The sequence below is a fragment of the Pararhizobium mangrovi genome (assembly GCF_006516965.1).
GTDB lineage: Bacteria > Pseudomonadota > Alphaproteobacteria > Rhizobiales > Rhizobiaceae > Pararhizobium_B > Pararhizobium_B mangrovi.
Map to the genome: position 1 here is coordinate 13,275 of NZ_VHLH01000007.1, position 13,875 is coordinate 27,149.

Consider the following 13,875-nt stretch of genomic DNA (forward strand, 5'->3'; position numbering starts at 1 on the left):
ATATAGCCGGCGGGAACCGCTTGCTTGCCATCTGTTTTGTGCTAAATTCGTATACGGTTTCAAGTGATATTTTCCGATGGAATGTCGTCCCGAAAGCCACGCTGAGCGAATTTACGCCAACCTCCTCGACGGGTTGCAGACGGGCGCCTTTGCGGCCGACCACCGTTTTGTCGATACCGAGGTCGCGGCGCAATACGGTGCCTCGCGGATGCCGGCGCGCGAGGCGCTGCTTCGCCTCGTCGCCGAGGGGTACCTTACGGGTTCGACGCGCGGCTTCGTCATCCCGACGCTTTCGCTCGGCGAGATCGGCGAATTGAGCGAGGTGCGCCGGTTGCTCGAGCCGCGGGCAGCGGCGAGTGCCGCCGGCAACATGGATCCCGCCGTCCGCGCCGATCTCGATGCGGCGATCGGGCGGATCCGCGACGCCCTCGAAAACGACGATCTCGTCGGTCTCATGCGTGCCAACGTCGTCTTCCGCAACATCTGGCTCGCGGCCGTCGGCAACCGGACGCTCGCCGCGACGATCGCCCGGTTCATGGACCGGTTCACGCCGATCCGCCGCGGCACGTTCGAGGATGCCCGTTACCGCGCCAGCTATGTCGCCGGGCTCGAATCGATCCACGCCGCCTTCATGGAAGGCGATGCGCTGCATGCCAGCGACGCCATGACCCGTTTCATGTTCGACGCCGAGGCCGCGTTCCGTGCGGTACGCGCCCACGAACTCGATACCGTTCGCACACCCCCGCGCGCTACCCGGACGCGCCCGGAAAAGGAAGGAAGACCATCATGATCAAGCGCCATCCCCTGAGACAGGGCAACCGGTTGAAGCTCGGCGTCTTCTCGACCAACGCCGATGGCGGGCTCGCGATCACCGCAGTGCCCGAACGCTGGCGTGCGCGCTGGCAGGACAACCTCACCGCCGCGCAGATCGCCGATCGGGCAGGGCTCGAATTCATGCTGCCGATCGCACGGTGGAAGGGTTTCGGCGGCGCGACCAAGGCACGTGAATGGTCGTTCGAAACCTCGACCTGGGCAGCCGCCCTTGCGGCGAGCACCGAGCGCATCGCGCTCTTCATGACCGTGCACGTGCCCGTCGTGCATCCGCTCTATGCCGCGAAGACGCTTGCCACCGTCGACCACATTAGTGGCGGGCGCGCCGGCCTCAACATCGTCTGCGGCTGGAACCCGAGCGAGTTCGCGATGTTCGGCGTCGCGCTCGGCGAGAAGGGATACGACCAGGCCGCCGAATGGCTGGAGATCGTCGAGAAGTGCTACGCTTCCAACGAGCCGTTCGACTATGATGGAACCTACTACCAGCTGAAGGACGTGGTCAGCCGGCCGGCGAGCCTACAGGTTCCGCGACCGGTGACGATGAACGCCGCGTTCGGCGAACCGGGGCGCAACTTCGCGGCCCAGCATTGCGAATATCTCTTCACGACGTTCAGCGAGATCGAGGACGGTGCCAAGCACGTCGCCGAGATGCGTGAACGTGCCAGGGACAACGAACGCGAGATCGGCCTTTACACGGTCTGTCACGTCGTATGCCGGGAAACCCAGGCCGAGGCGGAAGACTATTACGACCGCTATGCGCTGCACGAGGCCGACCATGGCGCCGTCGAAACGCACATGGAAGGCAAGCGGTCCTTTTCGGCCTCGCACGACAAGGAAGCCTACGACCGCTATCGCCAGCGCTTTGCGGGCGGAGCGGGCAGCTACCCGCTGGTCGGCACGCCGGAGAAGATCGTCGAGGACATGGTGCGCATCTCGGAACAGGGCTACGAGGGCATCGCACTGTCCTTCGTCAACTACACCTACGAACTGCCCTTCTTCTGCGACCGCGTGTTGCCCCTGCTCAGGGAAGCGGGGCTTCGCCGATGAACGAGGGTGACCAACCGGAACGGATGACGGGGGCAATGACGAGCGCGGCACGGTTCAAGCTCGGCATGCGCACCCTCGTCGGCTCGGTCAACGTCGTTGCGTTGCAGGGCCACGACGGACGGCTTCTCGGCGTAACGGCAACGGCCGTGTGCTCGCTCAGTGCCGATCCCCCGTCGCTCGTCGTCTGCATCAACCGTTCCTCGACCATCGCGCCCGCGCTCGAGATCGGGAAGACGTTTTCCGTCAGCGTGCTTTCCCAGCATCAGCAGAATGTCGCGGACGCCTTCGGCGGGCGAAAGGGCCTCGCCGGGCGCAATCGCTTCGTCCATGGCGAGTGGTATCGAAGCGAGGAAGACGTGCCGCTTCTCGCCGACGCGCGGGCCTGCCTGGAATGCCGCGTCGAGTCGTTCATGGACTACGGCACCCACCGGGTGACGATCGCGGCGGTCGCCGACGTCCATCTCGGCGACATCGGCGACGCCAGCCTCATCTTCGCCGACGGTGCCTATCACATGGTCGGCTGAGATCCGCTTTCTTCGTCCATCTCGAAGACCTTGTGCGGATTGAGGATGTTGTTCGGGTCGAGCGCACGCTTCAGCCGGCGCATCAGGGCAAGCTCTTCCGGCGTCCGGCTGTAGGGAAGGTAGGGCCGTTTCAGGAGCCCGATGCCGTGCTCGGCCGAGATCGTGCCGCCGGCTGCGCGTACCGTGTCGTAGACGAAGTGCGTGATTTCGCCGTGCGGTTGTTCGTCGCCGGCCGAGGGCACGTTGACGACGAGGTGCAGATTGCTGTCGCCGATGTGCCCGTAGGAAAGGGCGATCACGTCCGGCCAGCGCTTGCGCAATTCCGCTTCCAGCACCTCGACCGTTCGGCCGGTGACGTGCGCCGGCAGGCCGACGTCGAAGGCGGTCAGCTTGCCCATGAGACGGGAATATTCGGCAACACTTTCGCGCACGGCCCACAGATCGGCGGTCTCGCGCTCGGAGCCGGCGATCACCGCATCGGCGAGCGTACCGTCTTCGAGGCACGCGCCAAGCGTCGCCTCGAGCTGCTCGCGGTCGCGCACTTCCTCGTACCCGCTCGATTCGACCAGGACGTAGACGCCGTGGTCCTCGGCAAGCGGTCTCGGCAGGCCGAGGCTCTTGCCCATGAAATCGTAGAAGCTCGGCCACATGACCTCGAAGGAGGTCAGCGACGGGCCGAGGCCGGCACGTACGGCTTTCAAGAGTGCGAGCGCGTCATCGAAATTCCGGCAGCCGCAAAGGGCGGACGTCGAAAAGGTCGGTCGCGACTGGAGCCTGAGCACGGCGCGGCTGATCACGCCGAGCGTTCCCTCGGACCCGATGAAGAGCTGCTTGAGATCGTAGCCGGCATTGTTCTTCAGCATGCGGTTCATGCTGCTGACGACCGTGCCGTCGGCGAGCACGGCTTCGAGGCCGAGCACGTGCTCGCGCGCCATGCCGTAGCGGATGACGCGGTTGCCGCCGGCGTTCGTCGAGAGCGTGCCGCCGATCGTGCAGGTTCCGCGCGCGCCGAGATCGAGGCCGAGGAAAAGCCCGGCGTCTTCCGCGGCCTGCTGGACGGCGGCAAGCGGGGCGCCCGCCTCGACGGTGATGCAGGCCATCTCGGCATCGACCGGCTCGATCGCGGTCATGCGTTCCAGCGATATGGCGATCGCGTCGGCGCTCGGCTGTGCGCCGCCGGCGAGGCCCGTCAGCCCGCCCTGCGGGACGACCCCGATGCCGTGCGCATCGCACAGTGCGAGCGCCGCGCCGATCTCGGCGGCGTTTCGCGGGCGTACGAGAGCCAGCGGTTCGACCGGGTCCATGCCGCTCCAGTCGCGGTGCGCGCGTTCTGGAATGTCCTGGCCGAGCGCGACCAGATCGCGGCCGAGCTCGTCCGTGAGGCGCTTGGTGAAGTCGGTCATGCCGGGTTCCTTCGCTGGATCGAATTTATATGCATAATCATGGATCGTCCTACGATCGTTTTCACGCCGGGGACAGATGCGTTGCGACGATCTATCGATCTATGACCGCATACTCGTCGAATTGAAAGGTTGTGCGCAAGACTGGCGACCCGCATGAGGAAATTGTTCGATGGGCCGCGTGAAATGCTTGCGGATGCATGAATACGCCGCTACGCTCCATTCAAAAGCATCCCAGAGGCTTGGAACGAAGGAGATCCATCATGAGCAGCGCCAACGCCCTCGGCGACCTCGCATCCCTCCTGTTGAACGGCGACGTCGAAGTCGTCGATCTCGCGGCCCCGCTCGGCCCGGACACGCCGTTGCTGAAGCTGCCGCCGGAGCTTGCGGTGGACACTCCGCAGATCGAGATCCACAAGATTTCCGAGTACGACGACAACGGCCCGTGGTGGGCATGGAACTGGCTCAAGATCGGCGAGCATTCCGGCACGCACTTCGACGCGCCGCACCACTGGATCACCGGCAAGGAATATTCGGACGGCTATGTCGACGCCATCGAGCCGAAGAACTTTGTCGCGCCGGTCAACGTGATCGACTGCTCGAAGGAGACGGCAGAAAACCAGGATTTCCTCCTGACCGCCGATGGCGTGAAGGCCTGGGAAAGCGAGCACGGTGAGATCAAGAAGGGCGAATGGGTCGTCATGCGCACCGACTGGTACACGCGCAACGGCTCGGAAGAGACCTTCCTCAACATGGACGAAAACGGTCCGCATTCGCCCGGCCCGTCGCTCGATTGCATCGAATACATCATGGAAAAGGGCGCTGTCGGCTGGGGCACGGAATGCATCGGCACCGATGCCGGGCTTGCCGCCGGCATGGAGCCGCCGTTTCCGGCGCACAACATCCTGCACAAGAACAATCGCTACGGGCTGGCGAGCCTTTGCAACCTCGACAAGCTGCCGGCCAAGGGCGCCGTCCTGATCGCCGCGCCGCTTAAGATCGAGAATGGCACGGGCAGCCCCTGCCGTGCGCTCGCGCTGGTGCCGAAGGGCTGAAGGCGCCGGAGACGCCCGTGAATTTGACGGACGATCGCGCGACCCCGGACCCTGCCGCCCGCGACGAAAGGGGCGGCGGGTCCGATCCGGCCCTGGGGCCGGCACCGACGGCGCTCGCGCCGGAAGTGGCGGCCGGTCGCGTTCATTCGATCGGCGAGATCGGTCTCCAGCAATTCGCGCCCTACCTGATGAACCGCATCATGGGGCGCTACAACGCGACGATCGGCGAAGGGCTTCGCGAGCGCGGCGTCACCACGGCGCAGCTTCGTGCGCTGGCCGTACTCGCCGTCGCCGACGGCCTGACGCTGAACGAGCTGGCGGTCTATTCCGTGCTCGAGCAATCGACGATGAGCCGGACGATCGACGCCATGGAGGCGCAGGGGCTCGTGCGCCGCATGCAGCACAAGACCGACAGCCGCGTGCGCCAGGTCTTTCTGCTGCCGGAAGGGCGCGAACTCTTCGAAGCCGTGTGGCCCGAAATGTGGCGTGCCTTCAGTACCATGTTCACAGGCGTCAGCGACACCGAATACGCAACGTTCGTCTCCGTCTTGAACCGCATGCTGCACAACATCCGCAAGCACGACTTCTGAATCGCGGCGGCATCGCGAAGACCGGATTAAGAGGTATCAGTCATGGCCGAACGATCTTTTGCCAAGGAAGTCCAGAAGCTCCGTCTCGGGGAAGGCGAGGAATTCGCGGGCGAGGGTATCCTCGCCATCACCAAGGCGCTTCTGGAATGCGGCGTCGGCTATGTCGGCGGCTACCAGGGCGCGCCGATCAGCCACCTTATGGACGTCCTCTCGGATGCGCAGGACATCCTCGGCGAACTCGGCGTGCACTTCGAGGCGAGCGCTTCAGAAGCGACGGCAACGGCGATGCTCGCCGCCTCGGTGCACTATCCGATCCGCGGTGCGGCGACCTTCAAGTCGACCGTCGGCACCAATGTCGCCTCGGACGCGCTCGCCAACCTCGCTTCGGGCGGCGTGACGGGCGGTGCGCTCATCATCGTCGGCGAGGATTACGGCGAGGGCTCCTCCATCATGCAGGAGCGCAGCCACGCTTTTGCGATGAAGAGCCAGGTCTGGCTGCTCGATCCGCGACCGGACCTTCCGACCATCGTCAAGACGGTGCACGACGCCTTCGAGCTTTCCGAGGCATCGAACACGCCGGTCATGATGGAAGTGCGCATCCGCTGCTGCCACGTTCATGGCCGCTTCACCGCCAAGGCGAACCAGCGCCCGACGATGAGCGTTGCCGAGGCGCTCGAAAATCCGCGCCGGGACACCCAGCGCATCGTGCTGCCGCCGGCCTCCTTCCTGCACGAGAAGGAGAAGATCGAGCGCCGCTGGCCGGCCGCCGTCGACTTCATCCGCGAGCGCAGGATCAACGAATTCTTCGGGCCCGAAGCCGGCAAGGTCGGCATCGTCATGCAGGGCGGGATGTACAACAACGTCATCCGCGCGCTGCAGCGTCTCGGGCTCGCCGACCTCTACGGCGAGACGGAAGTGCCGCTTTATGTCCTGAACGCCGTCTATCCGCTGATCGAGGACGAGTTCCTCGACTTCTGCGCGGACAAGGATGCCGTGCTCGTCGTCGAAGAGGGGCAGCCCGACTATATCGAGCAGGGTTTCGCGCGCATGCTCTACCGCGCGGGAGCGACGACGCGGCTTGCCGGCAAGGACATGCTGCCGATGGCGGGCGAATATACCGGCCAGGTCATGCTCGACGGGGTCGGCGCCTTCCTTCGTGCCCATGCGCCGGACATGCTCTCGGACCGGCTGCGTGCACCGAACACGGTCGAGACGGACCGCGGCACGGACGGGCTCGCCGCGAACGTGCCGGGACGGCCCCCGGGCTTCTGCACCGGCTGCCCGGAGCGGCCGATCTTCGCTGCGACCAAGCTCGTCGAGCAGGAACTCGGCAACCATCACATCGCATCCGACATCGGCTGCCACCTCTTTTCCATCATGCCGCCCTTCGAACTCGGCGCGACGACGATGGGCTACGGTCTCGGCCCCGCCTCGGCGTCGGCCTTCAACGCGCCGGACGCCAAACGCCGCTCGATCTCGTTCGTCGGCGATGGGGGCTTGTGGCACAACGGACTGACCTCGTCGGTCGGCAACGCCGTCTTCAACCAAAACGACGGCGTGATCGTCATCGTCGACAACCACTATTCCGCGGCGACCGGCGGCCAGGACATTCTGTCCTCGCGCGCCGACAACAAGTCGAAATCGACGCAGCACCCGATCGCCGATGCCGTTCGCGGCATGGGCGCCAAATGGGTGCGCCAGATCGACCGGACCTACGACGTCAACAAGGTGCGCGCGACGCTGAAGGAAGCGCTGACGACCGAGGAGAAGGGGCCGAAGGTCATCGTCGCTTCCTCGGAGTGCATGCTGAACCGTCAGCGTCGTGAGCGTCCGCTCCTGAAGAAGGCGATCGACGGGGGCGAGCGCACGGTCAAGCCGCGCTTCGGCGTCGACGAGGACGTGTGCACCGGCGATCATGCGTGCATGCGGCTTTCCGGCTGCCCGTCGCTTTCCGTCAAGTCGCTCGACGATCCACTGCGCGACGATCCGGTCGCCCACATCGACCACACCTGTGTGGGCTGCGGCAATTGCGGGGAGGTGGCCGATGCGGCGGTGCTCTGCCCGTCCTTCTACCGCGCGGATACGGTCTACAATCCCGGCAAGATGGAACGCTTCGCCGACCGGACGCGCCGGCGGGTCATCGGCTGGCTGCAGAACCGGCGCGAGCGCGGCCGCCTGAGCTTCGCGGAGGCTTGAGATGAACACGCATGTGAGAGAGACCGCCGATCTCAAGGCGGACGAACGGGTTCTGTCGATCGCCATCCTCGCCGTCGGCGGGCAGGGCGGCGGCGTGCTGACGAGCTGGGTCACCGACGTCGCCGAGCGCAACGGCTATCGGGCGCAGTCGACCTCGGTCGCCGGCGTCGCGCAGCGTACCGGTGCGACGATCTACTACATCGAGATGTGCCCGGACGACGGCCGCCAGCCGGTGCTTTCGCTCTCCCCGGCCGAAAACGATGTCGACATCCTGATCGCCGCCGAGCTGATGGAGGCGGGAAGGGCGATCATGCGGGGCTTCGTGACCCCGGACCGTACGACGCTCATCGCATCGGCCCATCGCATCGCCGCCGTTTCGGAAAAGATCGTTCCTGGCGACGGGCGCGGTTCGGCCGAGGAGGTGCATGCGAGCGCGCGCCGTGCTGCGAAGAACTACGTCTCCTTCGACATGGAAAAGATGGCGGTCGAGGCGGGCAGCGTCATCTCGTCGAGCCTCTTCGGCGCGCTCGCCGGTTGCGGCGTCCTGCCGTTCGGGCGCGAAAGCTTCGAGGAGACGATCCGGGCCTCCGGCCGCGGCGTCGAGGCAAGCCTGCGCGCCTTCGGCAAGGCGTACGACGAAGCGCATGGCGACGGACATTCCGAAGCCACAGGCGCTCCCGAGAAGGCCCCGGAGCGGACCGTCGATACGCATTTGCCGCTCGGTGGCCAGCCCGAAAGCGAGGATCCCGATCCTCGCGCCGGGAAGAACGGCGAAGCCGGGCCGCAGGAAATGGGGCGCAGGGCGGCCGGTCACTCCGGCGAGGTCGCCGCATGGCAGGGGCTCGTCGAACGCATCGACGCCATGCCCGAGCCGGTTCGCGCGATGGCGCGGCATGGCAGCGAGAGCGTGGTCGACTTTCAGGACACGCGCTATGGTTCGGCCTATCTCGACCGCGTCGAAGAGGCGCTGCGCGCCGACTCGGCCGATCGCGGCTACGCCTTTGCAGAGGCGGCGGCGAAATACCTCGCCAATGCCATGTGCTACGACGACATCATCCGCGTCGCCGACCTGAAGACACGCTCGACGCGTTCGGCGCGCGTGCGCCGCGAGGTCGGTGTCGACGACGAGACGGTGCTGCACGTCACGGAATACTTCCATCCTCGGCTCGAAGAGTTCTGCGGCACCATGCCGGCAGGTTTCGGCCGTTGGATCGAAGGCCGCCCGGGGGTTTCCCGCTGGCTTTCGAAACGCCTCGACAAGGGGCGCCATATCCGCACCGACGGCATGGGCGGCTTCGCCATGCTCTGGACGATCGCCGGTCTCAGGCGCTGGCGCCGCGGCCTGCTGCGCCATACGGTCGAGACCGCACATATCGACGACTGGTGGTCGCTCGCCATGCGCACCCGCGAACGCGATTACGATCTCGGGGTCGAGGTTCTGCGATGCCGGCGGCTCATCAAGGGCTACAGCGACACGCACGAGCGCGGTCTTTCCAAGTTCGACCGGGTGCTTTCCGCCCTGCCGATGCTGGAAGGGCGCGACGACGCGGCACCCTGGCTCGGCCGCTTGCGTGAAGCGGCGCTGAAGGACGAAAAAGGCATCATGCTCGACGGCGCACTGGAGACGGTCGCCTCCTTCGCCGGCGAGCCGGACAACACGACGCAAGCCGGGATTTAGGCGAGGATCATGAAGAGACGTGCATTGGCTGCCGATACGGCACTTTCGAGGATCAGGGGCGATATCGCCGATCTCGAAACGGAAAACATCGCCCTCCTGGCCGAAAGGGCCGGTTCGATCGAGGACGTCATCACGCTGTGGTACGGCGAGAGCGACGTGGTGACGCCTGCCTTCATCCGCCAGGCGGCCAAGGACAGCCTCGACCAGGGCGAGACGTTCTACGTGCCGGAAATGGCGGCCCGTCCCGATCTCGCGCGCGAACTGTCGCGCTACCAGAGCGAGTTGCACGGCGTGAATATCGGGCTCGATCGCTCGACCGTCGCGCCGGGCGGCATGCAGGCCGTCATCATCGCGCTGGAACTGATCGTCGACAAGGGTTCGAACGTCGTCTACCTCGAGCCGCAATGGCCGAACATCCGCCATGCGATCCAGATCGCCGGGGGTGAGGCGCGACCCGTGCCGCTCGACTATGTCGAGGGCGACTGGCGCCTCGATCTCGACCGCCTGTTCGACGCCTGCGACGCGCGCACCAAGGCGATCATGTTTTCCACGCCATCGAACCCTTGCGGATGGACGGCGAGCCCGGAGGAACAGCAAGCCCTCCTCGAATTCTCGCGTGAGACCGGCGTGTGGATCATCAGCGACGAGGTCTATAACCGGCTCTATTTCCACGGTCCCTCGGCGCCTTCGATGATGCGGCTTGCCGGCGAGGAAGACCTCGTCATGTGCATCAACGGGTTTTCGAAGGCGTGGGCTATGACCGGCTGGCGTCTCGGCTGGCTCAACCATCCGGCCTCGGTCGCGCCCGCCGTGCGCGCCATGACGCAATACATGAACAGCGGAACGCCGCCCTTCGTGCAGGCCGGCGCGCTGACGGCACTTCGCGACGGCGAAGACTTCGTCCGCTCGGTACGCGACCGCTGTGCGCAAGGGCTCTCGGTCGTCTACGAACGGCTCGGCCGTTCCAACCGCATCCGTCTTTCGAACAAGCCGAAAGGGGGCATGTACGCCTTCTTCTCGGTGGACGAGGCCGACAGCGCGAGTGCGGTATGTGCCCGGCTCCTCGAAGAGGCGCATGTGGGTCTCGCACCGGGCCACCTCTTCGGTGAGACGTCGAAGGATTTCATCCGCATGTGCGTGTGCAACGATCCAGAGCTCCTCGAAGAAGCGTGTCGACGCATCGAGGCGGTGATGTAGCGCGCGAGGCGCACGCCGGACGATTACGATACCCAGGGGAACAGAGAGACAAGGGAGTTTGAGATGAAGCGAATGCTTGTAACCGTGCTTGCCGCCGCGGCCGTTGGTCTCATCGGCTCGCTCGCGCCCGCTTCGGCGGATACGCTGACCGTCGGCGTTTACCCGAACAATCCGCCGTGGGAGGTGAAGCAGACCGACAGCTCGATGGAGGGTTTCGAGGTCGACCTCGTCAAGGCGATCGCCGACAAACTCGGCGATACGGTCGATTTCAAGGACATGGGCTTCCAGGCCCTCTTCGCCGCGACGAGCTCGCAGCGCATCGACATGGCGATCTCGACCATTTCCATCACGCCGGAACGCCTCAAGGGCCAGGACTTCACGCAGCCTTATTTCGACAGCGATCTCGCGCTGATCACGAAGGAAGGCGCGCCTCTGAAGAGCCTCGACGGAATGAAGGGCAAGACCATCGGGGCGATCGCCGCTTCCACCGGTGAAGCCTGGGTGCAGGCGCACATGAAGCAATACGGGATCGCCGACTACAAGAGCTATCCGTCGCAGCAGAATCTCCTGCTCGACGTACAGTCCGGCCGGATAGACGGGGCGATCGGCGAGACATCGGCGTTCCTCTTCGCCTTCAGGCAGATGAAGAACATGCACGTCGTCGCGCGCATCGACAAGGGCGAGCGCTTCGCGATCATGATGCCGAAGGGTTCGCCGATCCTCCAGAAAGTCGATTCGGCGATCACCGAGCTCAAGAAAGAAGGCTATCTCGCCAAGCTTCACCAGAAATGGCTCGGTGCGCCGGCGCCCAAGGGCTCTTCGACGGTCGAAGTGCGACCGCTGCCGGAAGCAAGCTGAGCCCGGCAAGCCCATCAAGACCGCATCCGGGCGTCGGTGCCCGGATGCATCGGTTTCAAGGCCGGGTTGATCGATGAACTTTACCGAGACATTCCTCAACGCCGACGTGATGTTGCGCGTCCTGCCGATGCTCGTCGTCGGGCTGAAGAACACCGTTTTGCTGGCGATATCGATCATCGTCTGCGGCTCGATCTTCGGCGTCGTCCTGTCGATCATGCGGCTCTTCGCGCCGAAGCCGATCTCACTTCTCGCCATCGGCCTGATCGATATCTTCCGGGCCCTGCCGATTTTGGTCGTGCTCGTCCTTATCTATTACGCGCTGCCGTTCTTCGGCATCCGGCTTTCCTCCTTCGTCTCGACCGTCATTGCGCTATCGCTCGTGCTTTCCGCCTTTACCGCGGAGGTTTTCCGTGCGGGCATCGAGGGTATTCCGAGCGGCCAGACGGAGGCCGCACGCGCGCTCGGCATGCATTTCCCGCTGATCCTGTGGAAGATCGTCCTGCCGCAGGCCCTCAGGATCGCGACTCCGCCGCATACGAGCAACTGCGTGGCGATCGCCAAGGACACCTCGCTCGCCTCGGTCGTCGCCATGCCGGACCTCCTCAAGCAGGCGACGGACGCGCAGGCGCTGACGGCGAACCCTTCGCCGCTGATCGCGGCGGCGATCATCTATCTGGTGATCCTGTGGCCGATGGTTCGGCTCGTCGCCTATTTCGAACGGCGCATGTCGCGCGCGCCGCGTTAGGGCGTTTCCATATAAACCTGAAAGGCTCTGGGATCCTGGTCGATCGAGGCCGAAATCGTTCGAGGAGGAGGGGAAACGCCATGGCGACAACGCAAAGCGACGGAACGGGCACGACGGTCGATTACATCATCGTCGGCTCCGGCATCAACGCGCTCACCTGTGCGGCCATCCTCGGCAAGCGGGGAAAGTCCGTGCTCGTGCTGGAGCGTGAGAACGTCGCCGGCGGCTGCATGCGCAGCGACGAGATCACCGTGCCGGGCTATCGCCACGATGTCATGGCGGCGACGTTCGTGCTCTTCGTGACCTCGCCGGCCTACGGAATCCTCGGCGAGGATCTCGCACGCCACGGGCTCGAATTCGCCCATACCGGCTCGCCGACGGCGGTCGTCCGGCCGAACGGCGACCATCTGGTGCTGACGACCGATCGCACCGCCAACCGCGCGCATTTCGAAGCGCTGGCCGAAGGTGAGGGCGCGCGCTATGAGGCGGAGATCGAAAAGGTCGAGCGCGATGCCGGTCTGATCTTCGGCCTTCTCGGCGGTGCGCTGTGGACCCGCAAGACGGCGCGGCTTCTTTTCGGCGAAGTGCGCAAGCGCGGTACGCGCGGTCTCGCCGCGCGGCTCGGCGAAGGGCTGCGGCCGGCGCGCTTATGGCTCGAAAACACGTTCGAGAACGAACTTTCGCGCGCGCTCTTCGCGCCCTGGGTGCTGCATGCGGGTCTTGGTCCCGAGCAGGCGTTTTCGGGCGAGATGGCGCGCGTCATCGCCTTCGCGCTGGAACAGGCCGGCGCGCCCGTCGTGCGCGGTGGGGCGGGGAAGATCGTCTCGGCGTTCCGTGCGCTGATCGAGGAGCAGGGCGGACGCATTCTTCTCGAAGCCGACGTCGACAAGGTTCGACGCGAAGCCGGGAAGACGCGGGGCGTGACACTCGTCGACGGACGGCAGTTCGATGCGAGGCAGGGTGTCGTCGCGTCCGTCACGCCGAACCAGTTGCACGAACGCCTGCTTGCCGAACCGTCGGCGAAAACCGATGCCGTCTCGGCCGAAAGTGCGCCGCGATCGCCGGCATCGGGCTATCGCTACGGCAAGGGAAACATGCAGATCCACTACGCGCTCAAGCGGCCGCCGCGCTGGAACGGCGAGGGCCTTTCCGACGTCGCGCTCGTCCACCTATGCGCCGGGATCGACGCCGTCTCGAAGGCGGTCAACGAGTGCGACCGGGGCATGCTGCCCGAACGCCCGACGGTCTGCGTCGGTCAACCCCATGCGCTCGATCCGGGCCGTTGCCCGGAAGGTGCCGGCATCCTCTGGCTCCAGCTTCCCGAAACCCCACGCTTCATCAAGGGGGACGCGGCCGGTACGCTCGAAACCCCGGCGGACGGCACCTGGAGCGAACCGCTGCGCGAGGCCTACGCCGATCGCGTGGAGGCGATCCTGCGCGAACACATCGCCGATCTCGACGACATCGTCATCAAGCGCACCGTTCATTCGCCGAAGGATCTCGAGGCGATGAACGTCAATCTGGTCGGCGGCGATCCCTATGGGGGTGCGTGCTCGATCGACCAGTTCTTCCTCTGGCGCCCGTTCACGGGATCGCGCAACCACGAAACGGACGTGCCCGGCCTCTACCAGATCGGCGCATCCACCCATCCGGGCCCCGGCCTTGGCGGCGGTTCGGGCACGATGCTGGCAGAACACCTCACCCGTTCGAAGAGGCGGATCTGGCCGTTCTGACCGGCAGTCGTTGCCGATACT

General features: G+C 65.4%; 12 protein-coding genes. 11 read left to right on the forward strand and 1 reads right to left on the reverse strand.

Going from position 1 to position 13,875, the window contains the following annotated elements; all coding sequences use genetic code 11:
* Positions 1 to 76 precede the first annotated feature (76 nt).
* Genes FJU11_RS05580 through FJU11_RS05590 form a run of 3 tightly spaced genes read left to right on the forward strand, consistent with a single transcriptional unit; the run spans position 77 to position 2,402 of the window.
* Entirely contained in the window at positions 77 to 790 is a 714-nt protein-coding gene (locus tag FJU11_RS05580) for a GntR family transcriptional regulator (protein ID WP_141166048.1), read from the forward strand.
* Positions 787 to 1,878 carry an LLM class flavin-dependent oxidoreductase gene (locus FJU11_RS05585; protein ID WP_141166049.1) on the forward strand — a complete coding sequence of 364 codons (1,092 nt, stop codon included), beginning with the start codon at positions 787 to 789 and terminating at the stop codon, positions 1,876 to 1,878. Before FJU11_RS05580 ends, FJU11_RS05585 begins: the two co-directional genes overlap by 4 nt.
* Positions 1,875 to 2,402, forward strand: a complete 528-nt coding sequence (locus tag FJU11_RS05590; protein WP_141166050.1) for a flavin reductase family protein — start codon at positions 1,875 to 1,877, stop codon at positions 2,400 to 2,402. Before FJU11_RS05585 ends, FJU11_RS05590 begins: the two co-directional genes overlap by 4 nt.
* Here the strand turns inward: FJU11_RS05590 and FJU11_RS05595 are convergent.
* A complete protein-coding gene (locus FJU11_RS05595) occupies positions 2,387 to 3,805 on the reverse strand; it encodes an FAD-binding oxidoreductase (protein ID WP_141166051.1) in 1,419 nt (472 codons plus the stop codon). The two genes, FJU11_RS05590 and FJU11_RS05595, sit on opposite strands and share 16 nt — an antisense overlap.
* Positions 3,806 to 4,065: 260 nt before the next feature.
* Here FJU11_RS05595 and FJU11_RS05600 point away from each other — a divergent pair, with 260 nt between their 5' ends.
* The 8 genes from FJU11_RS05600 (at position 4,066) to FJU11_RS05635 (ending at position 13,854) form a co-directional block, all read left to right on the forward strand.
* Positions 4,066 to 4,857 carry a cyclase family protein gene (locus tag FJU11_RS05600; protein ID WP_141166052.1) on the forward strand — a complete coding sequence of 264 codons (792 nt, stop codon included), beginning with the start codon at positions 4,066 to 4,068 and terminating at the stop codon, positions 4,855 to 4,857.
* 125 nt (positions 4,858 to 4,982) lie between these two features.
* Entirely contained in the window at positions 4,983 to 5,447 is a 465-nt protein-coding gene (locus FJU11_RS05605; protein WP_235890845.1) for a MarR family winged helix-turn-helix transcriptional regulator, read from the forward strand.
* 42 nt (positions 5,448 to 5,489) lie between these two features.
* Entirely contained in the window at positions 5,490 to 7,643 is a 2,154-nt protein-coding gene (locus FJU11_RS05610; RefSeq protein WP_141166053.1) for a thiamine pyrophosphate-dependent enzyme, read from the forward strand.
* Between the two features lies 1 nt (position 7,644).
* A complete protein-coding gene (locus tag FJU11_RS05615; RefSeq protein ID WP_141166054.1) occupies positions 7,645 to 9,321 on the forward strand; it encodes an indolepyruvate oxidoreductase subunit beta family protein in 1,677 nt (558 codons plus the stop codon).
* Between the two features lie 9 nt (positions 9,322 to 9,330).
* The gene (locus tag FJU11_RS05620) at positions 9,331 to 10,518 is read left to right on the forward strand and encodes an aminotransferase class I/II-fold pyridoxal phosphate-dependent enzyme (protein ID WP_141166055.1); all 1,188 of its coding nucleotides are present in this window, start codon (positions 9,331 to 9,333) and stop codon (positions 10,516 to 10,518) included.
* Positions 10,519 to 10,581: 63 nt separating this feature from the next.
* Positions 10,582 to 11,376: an ABC transporter substrate-binding protein gene (locus FJU11_RS05625; protein ID WP_141166056.1), complete on the forward strand. Its 795-nt coding sequence runs from the start codon at positions 10,582 to 10,584 to the stop codon at positions 11,374 to 11,376.
* Between the two features lie 73 nt (positions 11,377 to 11,449).
* Positions 11,450 to 12,121 carry an amino acid ABC transporter permease gene (locus tag FJU11_RS05630; RefSeq protein WP_141166057.1) on the forward strand — a complete coding sequence of 224 codons (672 nt, stop codon included), beginning with the start codon at positions 11,450 to 11,452 and terminating at the stop codon, positions 12,119 to 12,121.
* An 80-nt stretch (positions 12,122 to 12,201) separates the two neighbouring features.
* The gene (locus tag FJU11_RS05635) at positions 12,202 to 13,854 is read left to right on the forward strand and encodes a phytoene desaturase family protein (RefSeq protein ID WP_141166058.1); all 1,653 of its coding nucleotides are present in this window, start codon (positions 12,202 to 12,204) and stop codon (positions 13,852 to 13,854) included.
* Positions 13,855 to 13,875: the final 21 nt, after the last annotated feature.

What these genes read in the sequence shown, in the direction of transcription:
- FJU11_RS05580 (WP_141166048.1), top strand. Translation starts at nt 77, where the DNA reads ATGGAATGTCGTCCCGAAAGCCACGCTGAGCGAATTTACGCCAACCTC.
- FJU11_RS05585 (WP_141166049.1), top strand. Translation starts at nt 787, where the DNA reads ATGATCAAGCGCCATCCCCTGAGACAGGGCAACCGGTTGAAGCTCGGC.
- FJU11_RS05590 (WP_141166050.1), top strand. Translation starts at nt 1,875, where the DNA reads ATGAACGAGGGTGACCAACCGGAACGGATGACGGGGGCAATGACGAGC.
- FJU11_RS05595 (WP_141166051.1), bottom strand. Translation starts at nt 3,805, where the DNA reads ATGACCGACTTCACCAAGCGCCTCACGGACGAGCTCGGCCGCGATCTG.
- FJU11_RS05600 (WP_141166052.1), top strand. Translation starts at nt 4,066, where the DNA reads ATGAGCAGCGCCAACGCCCTCGGCGACCTCGCATCCCTCCTGTTGAAC.
- FJU11_RS05610 (WP_141166053.1), top strand. Translation starts at nt 5,490, where the DNA reads ATGGCCGAACGATCTTTTGCCAAGGAAGTCCAGAAGCTCCGTCTCGGG.
- FJU11_RS05615 (WP_141166054.1), top strand. Translation starts at nt 7,645, where the DNA reads ATGAACACGCATGTGAGAGAGACCGCCGATCTCAAGGCGGACGAACGG.
- FJU11_RS05620 (WP_141166055.1), top strand. Translation starts at nt 9,331, where the DNA reads ATGAAGAGACGTGCATTGGCTGCCGATACGGCACTTTCGAGGATCAGG.
- FJU11_RS05625 (WP_141166056.1), top strand. Translation starts at nt 10,582, where the DNA reads ATGAAGCGAATGCTTGTAACCGTGCTTGCCGCCGCGGCCGTTGGTCTC.
- FJU11_RS05630 (WP_141166057.1), top strand. Translation starts at nt 11,450, where the DNA reads ATGAACTTTACCGAGACATTCCTCAACGCCGACGTGATGTTGCGCGTC.
- FJU11_RS05635 (WP_141166058.1), top strand. Translation starts at nt 12,202, where the DNA reads ATGGCGACAACGCAAAGCGACGGAACGGGCACGACGGTCGATTACATC.